Origin of the sequence: Blastomonas fulva (assembly GCF_003431825.1) — a bacterium.
Classification (GTDB): domain Bacteria; phylum Pseudomonadota; class Alphaproteobacteria; order Sphingomonadales; family Sphingomonadaceae; genus Blastomonas; species Blastomonas fulva.
In genome coordinates, this window is sequence record NZ_CP020083.1 from 2,346,735 (window position 1) to 2,367,453 (window position 20,719).

Annotated in this window: 21 protein-coding genes; 11 read left to right on the top strand and 10 right to left on the bottom strand. The window is 65.1% G+C overall.

The genetic code is table 11. The annotated features are described in order from the left end of the window. Positions 1–74: 74 nt before the first annotated feature. Complete coding sequence (locus B5J99_RS11045; protein ID WP_117352401.1) at positions 75–536, bottom strand: ABA4-like family protein; 462 nt, start codon at positions 534–536, stop codon at positions 75–77. A gap of 130 nt (positions 537–666) precedes the next feature. On the opposite strand from B5J99_RS11045, the gene pdxH reads away from it, so the two are divergent. Both pdxH and B5J99_RS11055 read left to right on the top strand, forming a co-directional pair. Continuing rightward, positions 667–1,245: a pyridoxamine 5'-phosphate oxidase gene (gene pdxH, locus B5J99_RS11050; protein WP_069049577.1), complete on the top strand. Its 579-nt coding sequence runs from the start codon at positions 667–669 to the stop codon at positions 1,243–1,245. Beyond that, a complete protein-coding gene (locus tag B5J99_RS11055) occupies positions 1,242–2,051 on the top strand; it encodes a PhzF family phenazine biosynthesis protein (protein ID WP_117352402.1) in 810 nt (269 codons plus the stop codon). The genes pdxH and B5J99_RS11055 overlap by 4 nt, the downstream gene beginning before the upstream one ends. Positions 2,052–2,115: 64 nt before the next feature. On the opposite strand, the gene B5J99_RS11060 is transcribed toward B5J99_RS11055, so the two are convergent. Beyond that, positions 2,116–2,727 carry a twin-arginine translocation pathway signal protein gene (locus B5J99_RS11060; protein WP_117352403.1) on the bottom strand — a complete coding sequence of 204 codons (612 nt, stop codon included), beginning with the start codon at positions 2,725–2,727 and terminating at the stop codon, positions 2,116–2,118. A 57-nt stretch (positions 2,728–2,784) separates the two neighbouring features. Continuing rightward, positions 2,785–3,906 carry a serine hydrolase domain-containing protein gene (locus tag B5J99_RS11065; protein ID WP_245991598.1) on the bottom strand — a complete coding sequence of 374 codons (1,122 nt, stop codon included), beginning with the start codon at positions 3,904–3,906 and terminating at the stop codon, positions 2,785–2,787. Positions 3,907–3,935: 29 nt separating this feature from the next. Between B5J99_RS11065 and B5J99_RS11070 the strand changes: the two genes are divergently transcribed. After that, the gene (locus tag B5J99_RS11070) at positions 3,936–4,307 is read left to right on the top strand and encodes a hypothetical protein (RefSeq protein ID WP_245991599.1); all 372 of its coding nucleotides are present in this window, start codon (positions 3,936–3,938) and stop codon (positions 4,305–4,307) included. Positions 4,308–4,318: 11 nt separating this feature from the next. Here the strand turns inward: B5J99_RS11070 and B5J99_RS11075 are convergent, their stop codons facing one another. Then, positions 4,319–5,626: an alginate export family protein gene (locus tag B5J99_RS11075; protein WP_117352406.1), complete on the bottom strand. Its 1,308-nt coding sequence runs from the start codon at positions 5,624–5,626 to the stop codon at positions 4,319–4,321. 80 nt (positions 5,627–5,706) lie between these two features. Further along, positions 5,707–6,843, bottom strand: a complete 1,137-nt coding sequence (mnmA, locus tag B5J99_RS11080) for a tRNA 2-thiouridine(34) synthase MnmA (protein WP_069049582.1) — start codon at positions 6,841–6,843, stop codon at positions 5,707–5,709. Between the two features lie 140 nt (positions 6,844–6,983). On the opposite strand from mnmA, the gene B5J99_RS11085 reads away from it, so the two are divergent. Next, complete coding sequence (locus B5J99_RS11085) at positions 6,984–7,403, top strand: hypothetical protein (protein WP_162892567.1); 420 nt, start codon at positions 6,984–6,986, stop codon at positions 7,401–7,403. Between the two features lie 7 nt (positions 7,404–7,410). After that, entirely contained in the window at positions 7,411–7,710 is a 300-nt protein-coding gene (gene sciP, locus B5J99_RS11090) for a CtrA inhibitor SciP (RefSeq protein WP_017670538.1), read from the top strand. A gap of 105 nt (positions 7,711–7,815) precedes the next feature. Here the strand turns inward: sciP and B5J99_RS11095 are convergent, their stop codons facing one another. The 4 genes from B5J99_RS11095 to hisS form a co-directional block, all read right to left on the bottom strand. Further along, positions 7,816–8,697 carry a DUF4167 domain-containing protein gene (locus B5J99_RS11095; protein ID WP_245991600.1) on the bottom strand — a complete coding sequence of 294 codons (882 nt, stop codon included), beginning with the start codon at positions 8,695–8,697 and terminating at the stop codon, positions 7,816–7,818. Positions 8,698–9,006: 309 nt separating this feature from the next. Continuing rightward, positions 9,007–9,852, bottom strand: a complete 846-nt coding sequence (gene prmC / locus B5J99_RS11100) for a peptide chain release factor N(5)-glutamine methyltransferase (RefSeq protein ID WP_117352409.1) — start codon at positions 9,850–9,852, stop codon at positions 9,007–9,009. Between the two features lie 184 nt (positions 9,853–10,036). Next, entirely contained in the window at positions 10,037–11,125 is a 1,089-nt protein-coding gene (gene prfA / locus B5J99_RS11105) for a peptide chain release factor 1 (RefSeq protein WP_054134381.1), read from the bottom strand. A 142-nt stretch (positions 11,126–11,267) separates the two neighbouring features. Further along, the gene (hisS, locus tag B5J99_RS11110; RefSeq protein ID WP_054134380.1) at positions 11,268–12,515 is read right to left on the bottom strand and encodes a histidine--tRNA ligase; all 1,248 of its coding nucleotides are present in this window, start codon (positions 12,513–12,515) and stop codon (positions 11,268–11,270) included. A gap of 247 nt (positions 12,516–12,762) precedes the next feature. Between hisS and B5J99_RS11115 the strand changes: the two genes are divergently transcribed. From B5J99_RS11115 to B5J99_RS11140, 6 genes are all read left to right on the top strand, one after another. Continuing rightward, entirely contained in the window at positions 12,763–14,703 is a 1,941-nt protein-coding gene (locus B5J99_RS11115) for a M61 family metallopeptidase (protein WP_117352410.1), read from the top strand. Between the two features lie 57 nt (positions 14,704–14,760). After that, on the top strand, positions 14,761–15,300 hold the full coding sequence (ppa, locus tag B5J99_RS11120; RefSeq protein WP_054135455.1) for an inorganic diphosphatase: 540 nt from the start codon (positions 14,761–14,763) through the stop codon (positions 15,298–15,300). A gap of 38 nt (positions 15,301–15,338) precedes the next feature. Then, positions 15,339–15,638, top strand: a complete 300-nt coding sequence (locus B5J99_RS11125; protein ID WP_117352411.1) for a hypothetical protein — start codon at positions 15,339–15,341, stop codon at positions 15,636–15,638. Positions 15,639–15,799: 161 nt separating this feature from the next. After that, positions 15,800–16,999 (top strand): ADP-forming succinate--CoA ligase subunit beta, encoded by a 1,200-nt coding sequence (sucC, locus tag B5J99_RS11130; protein WP_054135458.1) that lies wholly within the window; start codon positions 15,800–15,802, stop codon positions 16,997–16,999. Between the two features lie 276 nt (positions 17,000–17,275). Next, positions 17,276–18,025 (top strand): electron transfer flavoprotein subunit beta/FixA family protein, encoded by a 750-nt coding sequence (locus tag B5J99_RS11135; protein ID WP_117352412.1) that lies wholly within the window; start codon positions 17,276–17,278, stop codon positions 18,023–18,025. Continuing rightward, a complete protein-coding gene (locus tag B5J99_RS11140; RefSeq protein ID WP_054135453.1) occupies positions 18,022–18,951 on the top strand; it encodes an electron transfer flavoprotein subunit alpha/FixB family protein in 930 nt (309 codons plus the stop codon). The genes B5J99_RS11135 and B5J99_RS11140 overlap by 4 nt, the downstream gene beginning before the upstream one ends. Before the next feature lie 173 nt (positions 18,952–19,124). On the opposite strand, the gene purH is transcribed toward B5J99_RS11140, so the two are convergent. Next, positions 19,125–20,714: a bifunctional phosphoribosylaminoimidazolecarboxamide formyltransferase/IMP cyclohydrolase gene (gene purH, locus B5J99_RS11145; protein WP_117352413.1), complete on the bottom strand. Its 1,590-nt coding sequence runs from the start codon at positions 20,712–20,714 to the stop codon at positions 19,125–19,127. Between the last annotated feature and the right edge of the window lie 5 nt (positions 20,715–20,719).

Sequence of the window (20,719 nt, forward strand, 5' to 3'; positions counted from 1 at the left end):
TGGTCGCCATCGTTGGTGAGAATGTCCATTGTTGCCGATTTACAACAATATCTGGGGTTGGGGCAGGGCTATTTTCAAGCCGGTATCAGATGAGCCGAGCGGCCGCGCAAAAAAATTGCCCGCAGCGCGATATACAGCGCCAGTCCGAATGGCCCAGCGGCAAAGGTGAAGAACAGGATCGGCCCCTGGATCAGCCGGCCTTTGAGCGTATCGAGCCCATGGGCGTCGGCATTGCGCGCGATCCACAGCCCGACGAACAGGTCGAAAACGAGATAATGCACCCAGCCGATCGTCACTCCCGGGTCGCTCGAGAAGATGCTGCGCACGCCTTCGATCGACGCAAAGTTCGGGCCGCCGCCGGTCGGAACCGCCCCGGTCAGAACAAGCGTCAGCCCGGTGACATAGCCCAGCGCCAGCATCAGCAGCGGACCGAAGAAGAGCGCGCGCATCACGATCTCGCGCCGGGGCCCCAGAATGAGCACCACCCAGGCGATCATCGCCAGCAGGTTGGCGGCCCCGAAAATCTGCTCCCACATCGGATGCAAAGCCCTTTTGCAAAATCCTGTTCATCGCCAGCGCGTTGCGCGCTAAGACGCACCGACACCACTGCACTGTCTTATCTGATTAAGGCAGTCAATGAAACCGGCACCTTCAGGATGCAAGATTATGGCTGACAATCCCTTTGCACTGTTCGACGAATGGTATGGGCGCGCCCGCGAGACCGAGATCAACGACAGCAACGCCATGGCGCTCGCAACTGCCGATGCAGCCGGGTACCCCTCGGTGCGGATGGTGCTGCTCAAGGGTCACGGTCCCGACGGGTTCGTGTTCTACACCAATTACGAGGGTCGCAAGGGAGGCGAACTGCTCGCCAATCCGAATGCTGCGCTGCTGTTTCACTGGAAATCGCTGCGCCGCCAGATCCGTATCGAAGGCCCGGTGGAGCCGGTCGACGATGCGACGGCCGATGCCTATTTCGCCAGCCGCTCGCGCGATTCGCAGCTGGGTGCCTGGGCATCCGACCAGTCGCGGCCGCTGCCCGAGCGCGCCATCTTCGAGCAGCGCTTTGCCGAAGTGGAAGCGCGGTTCGCCGAAAGCCAGGTGCCGCGCCCGCCGCACTGGTCAGGATTTCGCGTCGTGCCGCAGCGCATCGAGTTCTGGGAGGATCGCGACCACCGGCTGCACCACCGCCGGGTGTTCACCCGCACTTCCACCGGCTGGGATGAAGGACTGCTGTACCCATGACCCAATTGCCCGCAACGCTGCCCTATTGCCATATCGATGCCTTTGCCGACCGGCCCTTCACCGGCAACCAGGCAGCGGTGATGCCGCTCGATGCCTGGCTCGACGATGCGGTGCTGCAGGCGATCGGTGAGGAGAACAACTTCGCCGAGACCGCGTTCATCGTGCCCAGCGACAGCGAGGATGCCGATTACGAGCTGCGCTGGTTCACGCCTGCGGTCGAGATCGCGATGTGCGGCCATGCGACGCTGGCATCGGGGCATTATGCCTTCGAGAACGGCTTTGCCGGTGACACGGTGCGGTTCGCCACGCGCAAAGCGGGCGTGCTGGTGGTGACACGCGACGGCGATCGGCTGGCGCTGTCGCTGCCTGCCTATGCGCCATCGCCGGCGCCGCTGCCCGACTGGACATCGGCGCTGGGCGCGCTTCCGGCGGAATATCATGTCTATCCCGGCGATTATCACGTGCTGCTGTTCGACCATGCCGATGACGTGGCGGCGCTTGCGCCGGACATGAAGGCGCTGGCTGCGCTGGGCGATCACCAGTTCATCTGCACCGCGCCGGGCAAGGACACCGATGTGCTCAGCCGGGTGTTAGTGCCGGGGGCAGGGGTGGATGAGGACAGCGTCACGGGATCGGCGCACGCGGTGCTCACCCCGTTCTGGGCGGCACGGCTGGGGCGCAGCAGCTTCACCGCATTCCAGGCCAGCAAGCGCGGCGGCCTGCTGCACTGCACGCTCGACAGCGACCGCGCGGTGCTCGGCGGCCATTGCGTCACCGTGGTGACGGGGACGTTTCGGCTGCGCTGATCTCAAGTTTCTCCCCTCCCGCAGGCGGGAGGGGAGAGCGCTTGTGTTCAGCTCATATGGAAGCCTATTTCGCCGCCACCTTCGCATCCCAGGTCGCCCAGTCGATTGACCGTCCGGGATAAGCAACCTTCGCAAACGGCCACTCCTTCGCCACCCACTCGGTCGCCCAGGCGTAAAGCTCCGCATCGAAGCCTGCATCGAACTCCGCCTTGGTGACCCACATCGTCACCACCGCGTCATAGCCTGGAACCTCGCTGGGATAGACATAGACGCAGCCGCGCTCGCGCTTGCCGTCGGGGGTAAGCACCGCATAGGCGAAGGACTCGCGCGTGGCGAACCTCGCCTGCTCGGTCTGCATGTCCTTCATCGCATCGGCGGCGGACACGTTGGCGTGCGGCCAGCTGGTGGAGCGGGTGAAGGTCGTCTGCAGGTGCTCGATCGAGGACATGTATGCTGCGAAATCGATATCGACCAGTTCGGGGCCCAGCGGGACGACCTTGAACCCGGGCGCTTCGACCAGCGTCGGCACCTGGAAATCCGCCGCGACGAAAGGTGCAGGCGATGCCGCTGGCACCGCTGCGTCCTGCGATGCCGTTTCCGCCAGCGCCGGATAGGCCGGCACCATCGTCACCATCGCCATCGCTGCGATGGCAGCGCTCCGTTTGCTCCTGCCCATGCCGTGTCCCCCAGTTCCCAGTCCGGGGCGCAGTGTGCCAGACCGCGGCCGATCCGGCTATCCCCTGGGGAAGAGCGCCGCGATTTTGCCGAGCTGCGCCTTGACCGGGTCCAGTTCGTTGTCCTGCGTCTTGCCCAGCCGCACGATGGTCAGCCGCTGGCTGGGGCTGACGATGACGAACTGGCCCAGATGGCCCTGCGCCGCGAAGACGTCGCCGGGCAGCAGTTCGGGATAGAGAATCTTGCGCTGCCCAGCGGTGTTCGGCTTGTTGAGCCAGATATGTCCGCCATAGGTCGGATTGTTGGGCGAGCTGGTGAGCATGAAATCGACCCAGCCGCGCGTCAGGAACTGGTTGCCCGCGATCGAGCCCTTGTTGCGCAGGAACTCGCCGAACTTCGCCCAGTCGCGCGCGTTGCCCTGGATGATCGATCCGCCGATCATCGTGCCCGAGGAATCGAACTCCGGTACCATCGAGGTGATGCCCAGAGGTTCGAACAGCCGCCCGCGCATATAGTCGAGCATGGCCCGGCGGCGGACCTCGGGGTCCTTGCTGTCGGTCAGCTGCCGGGTGATGATGTCGCTGAGGATCACGGTGGTGTTGGTCGAATATTCGAACTTCGATCCGGGCTCGGCCTCCAGCGGCTGGCTGGCGGCATAGCGTACCATGTCGTTGCGCCCGTCGAGGAACAGCATCCGCACCTCGTCAGATTCATAGGGTGGATCGCCTGCCTCGGTATGCTGCAGCCCCGATGCCATGTGCAGCAGGTGCCGCAGCGTGATCGCGCCGCGTGGATCGCCAGGGCGCTGCCAGTCGGGCACCGGGGCGGGGGCATCGAGCGCCAGCCTGCCATCGGCGACCATCAGCCCGACCAGCACCGCGGTCACGCTCTTGGCCATCGACCAGCTGATGAAACGGGTGTCGCGGTCATAGCCCGGCGCATAACGCTCGGCGACGATCTCGCCGCCGCGCACGATCAGCAGCGCGCGGGTCTCTTCCATCTCGTCTTCGGCAAACAGCCGGTCGATCTCGGCATTCAGCGCTTCCGTCGACACGCCCGGTACCGCCGCGATCATCGTCTCGCCGCCGTCGGCGGCCTTGCTCTCGATGCCGTAAAGGCTGAAAGCGGTTGCGCCCAGAAGGCCGGTTGCGGCAAGGGCAAGGAGGATGCGGTGCTTCATGCGTGCTTCCATCAATCAGGCGGGGATCAATGGCAACTCGAAATATCAGCGCAATGCAGGGCGGCAGCGGGCGCGGCAGGGTCAAATGGGTGCTGCTGGCGCTGGCGCTGTTGCTGGTCGCGGCCATCATCTACGCTCTGCCCGCAATGCGCGCCTACAGCCAGACCGGCGCTGCCTATTCTGCGCGCGTGGTGTGCTCGTGCCGCTATATCGGCGGGCGCGGCCTTGACGATTGCGAGAAGGATCTCGAGCCGGGGATGGAGATCGTCAGCCTCAGCGAAGCCGGCAATGCCAAGCGAATCGATGCCACGGTTCCGCTGATGGCCAGCGAAAGCGCGGAATACCGCCAGGGCTGGGGCTGCGTGCTGATGACCGACAAGCAGCGCGAGGCAGTGCGCTGATCCGCAAAGGATCAGAAGCTCACTGTCATCTGGCCATAGGCATAGCGCGTATCGCCGAACCGCGGCGCATTGGGTGCAGTCTCCAGCAGCGCGCCACTGGTGAGCACCGCCGTGCCAGCCTCAAGCCGCAGTCTGTTCTCGACCAGCCAATGGCCAAGCCTGACCTCGATCATATGCCCTGCAAAGCGACCGGATGTGCCGGTCGGGTCGGCAGGGCCGGTGTTGCTGAACCGGTCGCGGCGGCTGTGCACCCAGGTGGGACGCCACAGCGCCATCACGTCCCAGCGCGGGGCGGGCGCGGTTTCCAGCCGCAGCCCCGGCGCGAGGATGTTGGTCCGCGCCAGCGCGCCGAAAATCCCGCTGGGTCCGAATTCCCAGCGGCGCGCGCCGAACAGCGTGTCGAACCGCGTGAAGCTCGCGCTGCGCGGATCATCCCCGCTGGCGATATCGAACAGCGCCGAAATCCGCGGATGCCCCGGCAGATCGGGACTGAAGCCAAGCTCTGCATGCGCAAAGAACGCGCGGACATCCTGGCGGGGCGCTCCCGGCGCGATCGACTGGCGGATGCTGCCGGTCTGCACCGCGCCCTCCATGTCGATATCCCAGCTCCCCGCCTGCGGCGCGCGATGCAGCCGCGCACCTGCGGTGAGCAACTGGCGGTTGCGGTTGGGGCCGTTGTCGCCGTCGCGCTCGTTCAGGCGGAAGATGTTCGCCTGCAGCGTGATGCCGCGGAACAGGTCGGGACGGGTGTAATGCGCCCCCCAGAAGGCAAGGTCGAAGCTCTCGCGGTCCCAGCGCACCCGGTTGTCGATCAGCGCCGCCCGGTCGGAGGGCAGCCGAGTGTGCGGCAGCGTATAGAAGGCGGTCAGCGTGTCGCCGCTGCGCCCGTGCCAGTCCAGCCGCAGCCCGGTGAAGCTGTTGGTGGTGTTGCGGAACGCGTTGCGCGCCGCCAGCCTGCGCGAACCCAGATTGAGATGCAACCGCCCCGCGGTGATCTCGACCGGGCCGTCCCGATAGGCGATCGAGGCGCGGCTGAGCTCCATCGCGTCGACCTCGCTGGTGCTGACGGCGCCGGGTGCATCGATCCAATAGCCCCGCGCATCGATCAACTCGGCGGACAGGTGCCAGTGCCCGCTGCGATAATCTAGGGCGATCGCGGTCTGGGTTGTGAGGGCATCGTCGCGCGGGGGCAAAGCGGGGCGGTACTGGCCCTCGAGCATTTCATAGCGGACGCGCACGGTGCCCGAGATGGTCAGGCCGTCCTCTGCGGGCGCCTGCGCACACACCGGGGAGGCCAGCCCAGCTACCGCTGTCATCATCAAGGCTGGCAATATGCGCACACTCGTCCCCTGATGACCGGGATAGCCCAACTGGCGTGGATTGTTGAGAGCGAACCGCTTCAGGCGGCGAGTGCGGGCTCGACCGGCTCGGTGCTGGCGATCCAGCCGCCGCCGAGCACGCGGGTGCCGGCATAGAGCACCGCTGCCTGTCCCGGCGCAACGCCGTATTCGGGTCGCAGGAACACCAGCCGCCGGTCGGCACCGGTGCCCTCGATGCGCGCGGACGCGGGCTTGGCCAGCGAGCGTACCTTGACCTCCATCGGCCCTTCATAGGCGCCGCCGATCCAGTTCATGTCGACGATCTGCGCAGCCCGGGTCGCCAGCGCTTCGCGCGGGCCGACGACGACGCGCCGCGTCGCGGCATCGAGCTTCACGACATACAACGGCTCGGGCTGGCCGCCGATCTCGAGCCCTTTGCGCTGGCCGATGGTGAAATGGATCAGCCCCTTGTGCTCGCCCAGCACGCGGCCGTCGATGTGCACGATCGTCCCGCCGGTGTCGGCATCGGGGCGGACCTTGCGCACCACCGAGGCATAATCGCCATCGGGGACGAAACAGATGTCCTGGCTGTCGGGCTTGGCCGCATTGATCAGCCCCATCTGCTGCGCCAGCGCGCGCACCTGGGGCTTGGGCAGATCGCCTAGCGGGAAGCGCAGGAAATCCATCTGCGCATCGGTGGTCGCGAACAGGAAATAGCTCTGGTCGCGCGCCGGATCGAGCGCGCGGTGCAGTTCGGAGCGGCCATCGCTACCCGTCATGCGACGGACGTAGTGGCCGGTGGCGAGGCAATCGGCCCCCAGATCGCGCGCCATCTGCAGCAGGTCGGTGAACTTCACCCCCATGTTGCACTGGATGCAGGGGATCGGGGTGCGTCCCGCCATATACTCGTCGGCAAACCGCTCGACCACGGATTCGCGGAAGCGGCTTTCATGGTCGAACACGTAATGCGATATGCCGAGGCGATCGGCGACCGCGCGCGCATCGCGGATATCCTGCCCGGCACAGCACGATCCTGCGCGCTTGACCGCTGCGCCATGATCATAAAGCTGCAGTGTGATGCCGATCGTTTCCGCGCCGGTTGCCGCGGCCAGCCCTGCGACCACCGACGAATCGACTCCGCCCGACATCGCCACGACGATTCGCCGGGCCTTCATATCGCCGTTCAGCTGGAAATCGGGGGTGGGAAGAGCGTTCATGGGGCATCATGTAGCGGTCGCGGCAGCTTTCTGCCACCCCGCACCGGCAAAATTTTGCCGGTTCCTTTCGGCTTCGAAATGGCGGAAATCCGGGGCTCTCCCCCCGCTGGTCACGCCGAATTAACCAAGGCTAATCAGCGATGAAGGCAGCTTTTACCTGCTCTTACGGATTGGTTGGTAGACGGCTCAACATGGAAATGAACTTCCCCCACGACACGCCCATTCCGGTCAGCAGCGCTGCGATCAGCCTGCGTCGGCTGGATATGGACATCCTGCGCGTGCTGGCCTTTGCGCCGGTGATGGCGCGCAGGCATGGGCGACCGGCGGGGCCTGCTGCGCGTCCTGGCAAGGATGCGCTGATGGCGCTGTTTGCCGGTACCGGCAGTGCCGACCATGTTGCCAGGGGAAGCTTCAATCCGCACTTTGCCGTGGCGCTCGACCGGTTCGGCGTGGCGCAGCAGCAAGGTGAAACTGACGTTTACCATTCTGCTTCAGTCAATCGCAAAGCCGCTCGGTTACTCCGTTCCCACGCACCCCTTTTTACAAATCAGGCCTTTTGAGGACATGATGATCGAGAATCAGAAAATCAAACCAGCACAGGTCATCGGTCCGCTCGGCGAGCCGCTGACGCTGGACAATCTGCCGGCCCCCGGCACGAAGCGCTGGGTGGTTCGTCGCAAGGCCGAGGTCGTGGCTGCCGTCAATGGCGGGCTGCTGACCATCGACGAGGTGTGCGAGCGTTACGATCTGACGTTGGAAGAATTCGCCTCGTGGCAGCGGGCTGTCGACCGGTCGGGCATGCCCGGCCTCAGGGTGACCCGTATCCAGCATTACCGCGATCTGTACGAGCGCCAGCAGCGCTACTGACACCGGCCGGGTAACCGCAAACGAGAAAGGGGTGCGATCCATGCCGGATCGCACCCCTTTCTCGTTTGCGGTTCCTGCCCCGTCGGGGGCAGGAAATCCGACGCCTCAGCTATCGGCTGCGGCTGCTTCGACATCGCCCGATTCCGCGGCCTTGCGACGCGGAGCTGCGCGGCGCTTGGGTTTGGCGGCTTCGGACTCGGCAGAGGCTGCTTCGGGCGCGGCACCGATGGCGGGCGGCAGGATCATCGGATCCAGGCCGTTGCCTTCTGATGCTTCGACCGCGCGGGGCGGACGACCGCGGCCGCGACGCGGCGGTGCCTGGTCGCCATCGCTCGATGCTGCGGGCGAGGGCGCCTGCGAAGCATCGTCGCGCGGCTGCGGGCGCAGCGTGCGTTCATTGCGCTGGCGCGACGGACGCTCGCCGCCGGTGTCGTCGTTGCGGTTGGCATCGCGATTGGTGTCGCGCTGGTCGGGACGGTCCTCGCGCGGACGCCGTTCCCGCCGCGCCTCATTCTGACGGCCCTCGTTCTGGCGGCCATCATTTTGGCGGCTGTCGTTCTGGCGGCCTTCGTTCTGACGCCCCTCGTTTTGACGGTTCACCGGACGGATGTTGCCACGGTTGTCGTCGTCGCCTTCGTCCTGATCGTCATCCTGATTGCCCCGCGACTGTTCGTCGGCGTGATCGAGCGACGAGGTGTAGCCGCGCTGGCTGTTGCCCTGGCCCGGATAGCCGCCGTTGTCGTCATCGTCATCGGCGTAATCGCTGCCGGCATCGCGGCCCTGGTCCTCGCGCGGACGACGATATTCGTCCTGCCGGGCGCGGTTGTCGGCGAGCACGCGGAAATAGTGATCGGCAAACTGCAGATAATATTCGGTGGCCACGCGGTCACCGTTCATCTGCGCATCGTGCGCCATCTTCTTGTATTTTTCGAGCATCTGGGTGGCATTGCCACGCGCCCGGCTGTCGATGCGGTTGCCCTGGTCCATGCCACCGCTCCGGCCAGTGGGCTGCGGACGGTTATTGCCACGGCCGCGACGACGGCTCGTTCCACGATTGTTGTTCAATTTAGACGCTTCCTTATCAGTCGCAAATTGCCTGCGTGTCCTCTGCGCGCCCGTGCAGCCCGACACCTTGTGGTGCGCGGCGCGTCCCAAGCCTTTCATCCGCTTTGAGTGGCCTTGATAGCTGCCCTAATAAGATGACTGGGGTCAGCAAGCGTGACGGGCCATCTGCCAACGTCACCTGCCTTGCTGTACGGGTGGTAGCGGGTAGCCAATGCCTTGCCAAGCGAAATATCAATCCGGCCTTCCGGGACGCAATATCAGTGCGCGGTCGTGTCCGGCGAGGTCCTGTCGGCAATCCACGGCAAAGCCGCTTGCGGTTGCCAGCGCAGCAACATCCTCCCGCTGGCCCGCGCCGATCTCGAGGATCGCGATGCCCTCCGGGGCGAGCAGTGCGGGGAGCGCAGGGATGAGGATGCGATAATCATCCAGACCGTCTTCGCCTGCAAACAGCGCGCAGTGCGGCTCGTGCTCCATCACCTGCGGCGCGAGCATGGCCGTGGTCTCCACATAAGGCGGGTTGCAAACGATCAGGTCGAACGGGGCAGGCAGCGCGTCCCACCAGCCGGGCTGGCGCCAGTCGCCGGGTAGCATCCGGGCGCGATCGCCAAAGCCGAGCGTGCTGGCATTCGACTGCGCGATGGCGAGCGCGGCGTCGCTGGCATCGATGCCAACGCCTCGCGCGTCTCGCCACTGCGCGAGCGCCGCGAGCAACAGCGCGCCCGATCCGGTGCCAAGGTCGAGGATTCGCGCTGGCGGCCGCTCGGTCAGGGCACTGATCGCCGCCTCGATCAGCGTTTCGCTGTCGGCGCGCGGGATCAGCACCGCCGGCGTTACCTTGAGCGTCAGCGTCCAGAAGTCCTGCCTTCCGGTGATATACGCCACGGGCTCATGCGCCGAGCGGCGGGCGATCAACGCGGCGAATGCAGCTGGAACGTCATCGCGCATTCGCTTCAGCAGCAATGTGCTGCGTGAGATGCCGAAGGTGTGCGCCATCAGCAGTTCGGCATCGAGCCGCGGGGTGTCGGAGACGCGAGCCAGCGTCTGCGTTGCCTCGCGCAGTGCCTCTGCGATGGTCATCACCAACCCCGCTCAGCCTGAGCCTGTCGAAGGCCGCGCACCCACGCCGGCCGTATAGCGGTGCCTTCGACAAGCTCAGGCTGAGCGGAGGTTTGACAGGGCGTACGGCATTGACCGGTCCTCAGCTGAATCAGTGATGTCTGCCTGTAGCGCAAAGGCCCACCGGCAGCGCAGCGATGACCCATCACCCCGCCATCTCCATGTTGGCAAGCCGGCTCGCCTGGTCCTGCGCGGTAAGCGCGTCGATCAGTTCGCTCAGCCCCGCACCCGCCAGGATCTCGTCGAGCCGGTGCAATGTCAGGTTGATGCGGTGGTCGGTCACCCGGCCTTGCGGGAAATTGTAGGTGCGGATGCGCTCGGACCGGTCGCCTGACCCGACCATCGACTTGCGCGCATCGGCCTCGGTCGCGGCGGCCTTGCTGCGCTCGAGCTCGTACAGCCGTGCGCCCAGGACCTTGAGCGCCTTGGCCTTGTTCTTGTGCTGCGACTTTTCGTCCTGCTGCGTCACGACAAGGCCAGAGGGCAGGTGGGTGATGCGCACCGCGCTGTCGGTGGTGTTGACGTGCTGCCCGCCCGATCCCGACGCGCGATAGACATCGATGCGCAGGTCGTTGTCGTTGATCTGGATATCGACCGCTTCGGGCTCGGGGAGCACCGCGACGGTGGCCGCCGACGTATGGATCCGCCCGCCGCTTTCGGTCACCGGCACGCGCTGCACTCGGTGGACGCCGCTTTCGTATTTCAGCTTGGCGAACACGCCCGCGCCGTTGACCGAGGCGATGACCTCCTTGAAGCCGCCGACATCCGAAGCGCTGGCCGACATGATCTCGATCCGCCAGCCCTGCTCTTCGGCAAAGCGCGAATACATCCGCAACAGATCGCCCGCGAACAGCGCGGCCTCGTCGCCGCCCGTGCCGGCGCGGATTTCGAGCATCGCCGGGCGCATGTCGGCGCTGTCGCGCGGCAGCAGCTGGATGGCCAGCTGCTGCTCCGCTGCGGGCAGCCGCTCGCGCAGGTCCTGCGCTTCCTCGGCGGCCATCTCGATGATCTCGGGCTCGGACTCGGGCGCGGCGATCAGGCCCTGGAGCACTTCCAGCTCGGCGCGCAGCCGACGCACCTCGCCCGCCGCGCGCGCGACCGGCTCGAGCTCGGCATAGTCCTTCGAGGTGCGCACGAACTCCTCGCCGTCGAGCGCTCCCGACGCCATCCGCGCCTGCAGCTCCTGATACCGCGCCTCGATCTGCGCGATGCGTTCGGGCGAGATGCGGGTCATGGCAGACGCTCGCAATCTTCGTCATCCTGAACTTGTTTCAGGACCCATCGTGCCCCATCCATCCAACACGCGGGGGGAGAAACGGGCCCTGAAACACGTTCAGGGCGGCGACGAAAGGTGGGGGAAGGCGAGGCAGGGGGCATCAGTTGCTGGCGCTACTCTGCAGCAGCGCGGCAACCCTTGCGTGCAGTTCGCTGTCCGGCGCAGCCTTGATGTTCGCTTTGGCTGCCGCGCCATCGTGCTGGAAGGAAATCAGCAGGCTGGCGTTGATCTTTGCCGCCTTGTCATAGCGCTTGCGCGGCGAGCCGGTGGCGATCATGTCGCTCGAAATGCCGTGGTTGCGCAAGGTGGCCTGCGCCGACGTGGCATCGGCGAGCGCGCGGTCGTCCTCCAGCGCGATGATGACATCGAGCCCGCCGCCAAGCACGGCATCGTCACACAGCATCGCCAGCCGCTCGATGCCCGCAGCCCATCCAACCGCAGGCGTGTGAGGCCCGCCGAGGTTCTCGATCAGCCCGTCATAGCGCCCGCCGCCGAGCACCGTACCCTGCGCGCCCAGCCGGTCGGTGACGAACTCGAACGCGGTGTGGCGATAGTAATCGAGCCCGCGCACAAGTCGCGCATTGCGCGTCCAGGCGACACCCGCGGCGTCGAGGCCGTTCGTCACGCTTTCGAAGAAAGCACCCGCCTCGTCGGTGAGATAGGCGTCGATATCGGGCGCGCTGTCGGCGATGGGGCGGTCCTGCGCTTCCTTGCTGTCGAGGATGCGCAAGGGGTTGCGCTCGAGACGATCCTGCGAATCCTTCGAGAGATCGCCGCTATGTGCGCGGAAATGCTCGATCAGCGCGGCACGCCAGGCATCGCGGCTGGCGGCATCGCCCAAAGTGTTGAGCTGCAGCGTCACACCTTCGGTGATGCCAAGCTCGCGCAGGATCTGGTCGGCCATCACCAGCAGTTCGACGTCTGCTTGTGGTTCGGCCGCACCGATGATCTCGGCGTCGATCTGGTGGAACTGGCGATAGCGGCCCTTTTGCGGGCGCTCATAGCGGAACAGCGGACCGTGCGTTGCCAGCTTGAGCGGCGCATATTGCTGCCAGCCATTGGTGAGGTACGCGCGCGCGAGGCCTGCGGTGAACTCGGGCCGAAGGGTCAGCGAATCGCCGCCCTTGTCGTCGAACGAGTACATTTCCTTGCTGACGACATCGGTGGTTTCGCCCAGCGACCGCGCGAACACCGCGGTTGCCTCGAACACCGGCATCTCGACCCGGCGGAAGTTGTAGAGACGGCGCACGCGATCGAACGTATCGACGACATGGCCGAACCGCTCCTGGTCCTGCCCGAAGATGTCCTGCGTCCCGCGGATCGCGCCTGGTGTTGTAATTTTGCCCATATTTCGCCGCCATTAGCGACTTTTTGGTCGGACGCCAAACAGGCGGGTGCATTTTTTTGGGACAGGGGGTTATGGTGGCGGCCATAACCGAAAATCCTCCCCTGCAAGGGGAGGGGGACCGCGCAGCGGTGGAGGGGTGCCCCCCCCCCTGCAGCCGTGGACACCCCTCCGTCAGTCCTGCGGACTGCCACCTCCCCTTGCAGGGGAGGATTTGAAGGGAAGAACCGCTCAAAAAAGGGTCGAACACTTGCGTCTTTTCCTCACCGCTTCCTGCCTCGCGCTCTCGCTGGCCGCCGCGCCTGTCTTCGCCCAGAACAGTGCGCCTCAGCCGCAGCCGATCGTGGATATCGTTCCCGCAGCGCGCGACATCGCCTTCCCAGGGGTGATGACGCTGGAGGTGGATGCGACCGATATCGACCGCGCCATCTTCTCGATGAAGCAGACCATCCCCGTGCCGCCAGAGGCGCGCACGGCGGGGCGTTTCACATTGCTCTATCCGCAATGGCTGCCGGGCAATCATGCCCCGCGCGGCGAGATCGAGAAGCTGGTCGGCCTCAAATTCTCGGCCAATGGCAAGCCGCTCGCCTGGCAGCGCGATTCGCTCGACGTGAACGCCTTCCACATCACCGTGCCGTCCGGCGCGCGCGAGGTGGTGGCGAATTTCCAGTTCGTCAGCCCCACCGCGGCCAACCAGGGGCGCGTCGTGGTCGCGCCCAAGATGATGAACCTGCGCTGGAACAACGTCTCGCTGTATCCGGCGGGCTATTTCGCGCGCAACATTCCGGTCGATGCGATCGTCACCTGGCCCACCGGCTGGCAGGCGGGCAGCGCTATGCGCGCCAAGCGCAGCTCAAACAGTTCTGGCGGCGCGAAGATTGCCTATGAACGCGTCGATTTCGACACTCTGGTCGACAGCCCGATGTTTGCGGGCGCGCATTTCAAGAGCTGGCCGTTGTCCGACAAGGTCACGCTCAACGTCGTTGCCGACGCACCCGAATTCCTCGCCGCCACCCCCGACCAGATCGAGGCGCACAAACGGCTGGTGACAGAGGCCGAGCACCTGTTCGGCGTGCGGCACTATGACCGCTACGACTTCCTCCTTTCGCTGTCGGACGAGATGAGCGGAATCGGCATCGAGCATCATCGCAGCAGCGAGAACGGCGTGGGAACCGGCTATTTCACCGACTGGGCCAAGGGTCCGGGGTCGCGCAACCTGCTGCCGCACGAGATGACGCACAGCTGGAACGGTAAGCACCGCCGTCCGCAGGGCATCTGGTCGCCCGACTTCCGCCAGCCCAGCCGCGATGACCTGTTGTGGGTGTATGAAGGGCAGACCCAGTTCTGGGGTTATGTGCTGGGCGCGCGCTCCGGATTGTTCAGCTATCAGGAGACGCTCGATGCCTTCGCCAACATCGCTGCCGGGCTTGATCGCCGCACCGGGCGCGAATGGCGGCCGCTGGTGGACACCGCGCACGATCCGATCATCGCCGCGCGCCGCCCCAAGGGGTGGGCGAGCTGGCAGCGCAGCGAGGATTACTACAACGAGGGCATGCTGGTGTGGCTGGAAGCCGACCAGATCATCCGCCGCGAATCGGGCAACACCCGGTCGCTGCAGGACTTTGCGCGCAGCTTCTTTGGCGGGCGTGAAGGCGACTGGGGCGTGGTGACCTATGAACTGCCCGATGTCGTCGGCGCGCTGAACGCGGTCCAGCCCTATGACTGGCAGGCGTTCCTGCAGAGCCGCGTCTATCAGGTGACCACAGAGGCGCCCAAGCAGGGTCTGGTTCTGGGCGGCTATGAATTGGTCTATGTCGCCGAGCCCAGCGCCTATATCAGATCGGGCGAGGCGGCGTCGGGTGCTTCCGATCTCAGCCATTCGATCGGGCTGGTTGTCGAGAAGGACGGCAAGATCGCGCAGGTCATCTGGGGCAGTTCCGCCTTTGATGCCGGGATGACGGTGGGCGACCAGATCACCGGCGTTGGCGGGCGCGATTACTCGGCCGAGATGCTCAAGGCTGCGGTCGCGTCCACCAGCCAGGGCGGCAAGGTCGAACTGCTGGTCAAGCGCGGCAAACGCTACCGCGAAACCACGCTTTCCTATACCGGCGGCTTGCGCTATCCGGCGCTCCGCAAGACGGGGCAGGGCGAAACCGGCCTTGACCGGCTGCTTGCGCCGCAAACCCGCTGAACGCTGAAGAACGGGCACGTCGTTCAGCGGCAAACCAGAACAAAGGCCTCCATCCTTATGCTTATCGATCAGATTCCGACCGGCAAGAATCCGCCGAACAACGTTAACGTCATCATCGAAGTGCCCACGGGCGGCGAGCCTGTGAAGTATGAGTTCGACAAGGCCTCGGGCGCGCTGTTTGTCGACCGCATCCTGCACACGCCGATGCGCTATCCTGCCAACTACGGCTTCATCCCGCACACGCTGTCGCCCGATGGCGATCCGCTCGATGCGCTGGTGATTGCGCGTTCGCCGTTCATGCCCGGCTCGGTCGTGCGCGCACGTCCGATTGCCGTCCTGAACCTGGAAGACGAGCATGGCGGCGATGAAAAGGTCATCTGCGTCCCCGACACCGCGACCTTCCCCTATTACACCGATGTGCGCGAGAAGGACGACATGCCCGACATCGTGTTCGCGCAGATCGAGCACTTCTTCACCCACTACAAGGACCTGGAAGCCGAAAAGTGGGTGCGAATCGGCAAATGGGGCGACGCTGCCGAAGCGCGCCAGGTGATCATCGAGGCGATCGAACGCGCCCAGCAGCACAAGGCAGGCTGATGCGGCTCGGGGCAGGGACGCGCCTCACACTGCCGCCCATGCGGGCGCTTGTGGCAGGCGTCGTCTCTGCCGCGGTGCTGGCAGGCTGTGCGACGCCCGAGGCGCGCACCCGCACCGCGCTCGAGAGAACCGGGCTCAGTCGTCCGGTCTCCGCCTGCATGGCAGGGCGCATGGTCGACCGGCTGTCGCTGGCGCAGCTCCAGCGGCTGGGCCGGCTGGGGCGCCTTCAACGCGCTGGCGACTTTGAAGAATTTCTGCGGCTTACCCGCGCGTTGCGCGATCCGGAAATTCTGGCGGTTGTCAGCTCGTCCGGGCTGGTTTGCACAGCGCGCAACTGACTGTCGCAACACACAGCTCTGCTCAAGCGATTGCAGGGTTTCCTTTAGGGCGCGTCTATGCTTTAGCGCCCCTCACAACCGTTCATCGACCGCTTAATGGCCTGGTGTCGACCGCTTGTGAGTCGCACGCCCGGCCCGCTCAGAAAGGCATGGGATCCTTCATGAACATCCACGAATATCAGGCCAAGGAACTGCTCGCGAAATACGGCATCGGCATCCCCACCGGACACGCCGCGCTGACCGTCGAAGAGGCCGTTGCAGGCGCTGAAAAGCTCCCCGGACCGCTCTATGTCGTCAAGGCGCAGATCCACGCCGGTGGACGCGGCAAGGGCAAGTTCAAGGAACTGGGTGCCGATGCCAAGGGCGGTGTCCGCCTCGCCAAGTCGATCGACGATGTCCGCAAGGACGCCGGCGAAATGCTGGGCAACACGCTGGTGACCATCCAGACCGGCGATGCCGGCAAGCAGGTTAACCGCCTCTACGTCACCGATGGTGTTGATATCGCTGCCGAATATTACCTCTCGATGCTGGTCGATCGCAAGACCGGCCGCGTCGCGATGATCGTCTCGACCGAAGGCGGTATGGACATCGAGACCGTTGCGCACGACACTCCCGAGCTGATCACCACCATCACCATCGACCCGGCACAGGGCTTCATGCCGCATCACGGCCGCGCCGTGGCGTTCGCGCTCAAGCTGTCGGGCGATCTCAACAAGCAGGCTGCCAAGCTTGCCCAGCAGCTTTACACTGCGTTCATGGACCTCGATTGCGCGATGCTCGAGATCAACCCGCTGGTCGAAACCAAAGACGGCAAGCTTCTGGTGCTCGACACCAAGATGAGCTTCGATTCGAACGCGCTCTATCGCCACCCCGATGTCGAAGCGCTGCGCGACGAGACCGAGGAAGACCCGATGGAGGTCGAGGCCAGCAAGTATGACCTCGCCTACATCAAGCTCGATGGCGACATCGGCTGCATGGTCAATGGCGCAGGTCTTGCCATGGCGACGATGGACATCATCAAGCTCAACGGCATGTTCCCTGCCAACTTCCTCGATGTCGGCGGCGGCGCGAGCAAGGAAAAGGTGACCGCGGCGTTCAAGATCATCCTGTCCGATCCCGCCGTGAAGGGCATTCTTGTCAACATCTTCGGCGGCATCATGAAGTGCGACATCATCGCCGAAGGTATCGTTGCTGCGGCCAAGGAAGTGAACCTGTCGGTGCCGCTCGTCGTGCGCCTGGAAGGCACCAACGTGCAGCAGGGCAAGGACATCCTGGCCAACTCGGGCCTGCCGATCGTCAGCGCCGACAATCTGGGCGACGCTGCCGAGAAGATCGTCGCACAGGTCAAGCAGGCGGCTTGATGATCAATTTATCCTCTCCCTTCACGGGAGAGGATATGGAGACTTGGCAGTCCTGAGCTTGTCGAAGGACCGCCTAGTCGGAATTGGAGAGGGCCTTTCGGCATCTGCGGATGCCGCGCAGTCACCCTCCCCCAGCTTCGACTAGGCGCTTGCAGCGCCAAGTCTGCGCAACCCTCTCCCGTCAAGGGAGAGGGGATGGCGGCAGGAAAGCCACCACTTGACGTTTACGTGAACGGAAACTAAATCTGTCTCACGATCATTAGGGAAGGAAGCGCCATGAAGATCCTTGTGCCCGTGAAACGGGTTATCGATTACAACGTGAAGCCGCGCGTGAAGGCGGATGGGTCGGGTGTCGACCTCGCCAACGTCAAGATGAGCATGAACCCGTTCGACGAAATCGCCGTCGAAGAGGCGCTGCGCATCAAGGAAGCGGGCAATGCAGAAGAAGTCATCGCCGTGTCGGTCGGCCCTGCCAAGGCGCAGGAAACGCTCCGCACCGCGCTCGCCATGGGCGCCGATCGCGCGATCCTGATCGAGACCGACGAGACCGTCGAGCCGTTGGCGGTTGCCAAGCTGCTTGCCAAGGTCGCTGCGGAAGAGAACCCCGGCCTGATCCTGCTGGGCAAGCAGGCGATCGACGACGACAGCAACCAGACCGGCCAGATGCTCGCAGCCTTGCTTGGCTGGGGCCAGGCGACCTTCGCCAACACCGTTGCGGTGGAAGGTTACAGCGTCACCGTCGCCCGCGAAATCGATGGCGGCCTGCAGACGGTCAAGCTCAAGACCCCGGCGATCGTCACCACCGACCTTCGCCTCAACGAGCCGCGTTATGCTTCGCTGCCCAACATCATGAAGGCGAAGAAGAAGCCTCTCGATGTGAAGACCCCGGCGGATTACGGCGTGGACATCGCTCCGCGCCTGACCACGCTCAAGGTCACCGAGCCGCCGGTGCGCAGCGCCGGGATCAAGGTTGCAGATGTCGACGCGCTCGTCGGCAAGCTCAAGGAAATGGGAGTTGGCGCATGAAGACGCTCGTTTGGGTTGAACATGACAATGCGGTCATGAAGGATGCAACGCTGGCTGTCGTCACGGCGGCCGGCAAGCTGGGTGAAGTGCACGCGCTGGTCGCAGGCTCGGGCTGCGCGGCGGTTGCCGATCAGGTCGCCAAGGTCGCCGGTATCGCCACCGTCCACCTCGCCGACGATGCCTCGCTCGCAAATGGCCTGGCTGAGAACGTCGCGCCGCTCGTGGCGAGCCTGATGGCCAGCCACGACGCGTTCCTCGCGCCCGCTACCACCACCGGCAAGAACATCGCCCCGCGCGTTGCTGCCCTGCTCGACGTGATGCAGATTTCGGACATTCTCTCGGTCGAAGGCCCCAAGACCTTCACCCGTCCGATCTATGCCGGCAACGCTATCGCCACGGTCGAATCGTCGGACGCCAAGCTGGTGATCACCGTGCGCGGCACCGCGTTCGAAAAGGCCGCGACCGAAGGCGGTTCGGGCACGGTCGAAGCGGTGGGCGGAGCATCGGACTCGGGCCTGTCGACTTTCGTCAGCGCCGAGATCGCCAAGAGCGAGCGTCCCGAACTGACCAGCGCCAAGATCATCGTCTCGGGCGGTCGTGCGCTGGGTTCGGGCGAGAAGTTCGAGGAAGTCATCACCCCGCTGGCAGACAAGCTGGGTGCCGGCATCGGTGCGTCGCGCGCTGCGGTCGATGCGGGCTATGTCCCCAACGACTATCAGGTCGGCCAGACCGGCAAGATCGTCGCTCCCGAAGTCTATGTCGCGGTCGGCATCTCCGGCGCGATCCAGCACCTTGCGGGCATGAAGGACTCCAAGACCATCATCGCCATCAACAAGGACGAGGACGCTCCGATCTTCCAGGTCGCCGACATTGGCCTGGTCGCGGACCTGTTCACCGCGGTTCCGGAGCTCACCGGCAAGCTCTGAGCTGCGGCTGGTTCCTGAAAATACGAAACCCCGGCGGGCAACCGCCGGGGTTTTTGTTTGCAGGTTAGGGTGGAGGCGACACCTTCGACAGGCTCAGGTTGAGCGAATGAGGCTAGATGACGTGGTCTTCTGGCGTCCGCTGAGCCTGAGCCCATCGATAGCCCCGGCCGCCATCAATGCCGGAAGTGGCGCATTCCGGTGAAGACCATCGCCAGGCCTGCCTCGTCGGCGGCCGCAATCACTTCGTCGTCGCGCATCGACCCGCCGGGCTGGATCACGGCCGACGCGCCTGCCTCGACCGCCGCAAGCAGGCCGTCGGCGAAGGGGAAGAACGCGTCGGATGCGACCGACGATCCCTTGGTGCGCGGTTCGGACCAGCCATAGGTCTGCGCCGCCTCGATCGCCTTGGCACCCGCGATGCGCGCTGAATCGCGGCGGTTCATCTGGCCGGCGCCGATGCCTGCGGTCGATCCGTCCTTGGCGTAGACGATGGCGTTGGACTTCACATGCTTGGCCACGGTCCAGGCAAACAGGCAGTCGGTCAGCTCCTGCTCGCTCGGAGCGCGCTTCGTCACGACCTTGAGGTCGTCGCGGGTGATCCGGCCATTGTCGCGCGACTGGAACAGCGCGCCGCCCGCAATGGTGCGCAGGCCCATGCCGCCGCGCGCAGGGTTGGGCAGGTCACCGGTGAGGATCAGGCGCAGGTTCTTCTTCTTGGCGAACACGGCCTTGGCGGCGTCATCCGCATCGGGCGCGCAGACGACTTCGGTGAAGATGTCGCTGATCGCTTCGGCCGTCGGGCCGTCGAGTGGCCGGTTGACCGCGATGATGCCGCCGAAGGCCGAGACGCTGTCGCACTGCAAAGCCGCCTTGTAGGCGCTTACGAGATCGTCGCCGCTCGCAACGCCGCACGGATTGGCGTGCTTGACGATCACCACGGTGGGCGGGCCATCGCGGAATTCCGCGACCAGCTCGAGCGCGGCGTCGGCGTCGTTCAGATTGTTGTAGCTAAGCTCCTTGCCCTGCACCTGGCGGTGGTCGGCGAGCGATCCGCCCGGCGCGAAGGCGGGCAGGTACAGCGCCGCGCTCTGGTGCGGGTTTTCGCCATAGCGCAGCGCCTGCCCCTTGCGGAAGGGCACAGAGAGCTTTTCGGGGAACATCTCGCCCTGGTCGGCAAAGGCGAACCAGCTGGCGATCATCGCGTCATATTCCGCCGTTGCGGCATAGGCCTTGGCGGCCATCTTGCGGCGGAACGCGAGGGTGGTCGCGCCGTTTCCGGCCTCCATCTCGGTGGTGAGCGTGGCATAATCGGCGGGATCGGTGACGATGGTGACGAACGCGTGGTTCTTGGCCGCAGAGCGCACCATGCTGGGCCCGCCGATGTCGATATTCTCGATGATCTCGTCGCGCTCGGCGCCCTTGGCGACGGTCGCGGCGAAGGGGTAGAGGTTGACCACCACCAGGTCGATCGCGCCGATGCCGTGCGCCTGCATCGCGGCGACATGGCTTTCATTGTCGCGCACCGCGAGCAGTCCGCCGTGCACCATCGGGTGCAATGTCTTGACGCGGCCGTCCATCATCTCGGGGAAATCGGTGATTTCCGAGATGTCGCGCACGGCAAGCCCCGCATCGCGCAGCGCCTTGGCAGTGCCGCCGGTCGACACCAGTTCGACGCCTTGCGCGGCAAGGCTTGCCCCAAGTTGCGCCAGACCGCTTTTGTCCGAGACGGAAAGCAGCGCGCGTTTGATCGCAATATCAGTCACTTCGG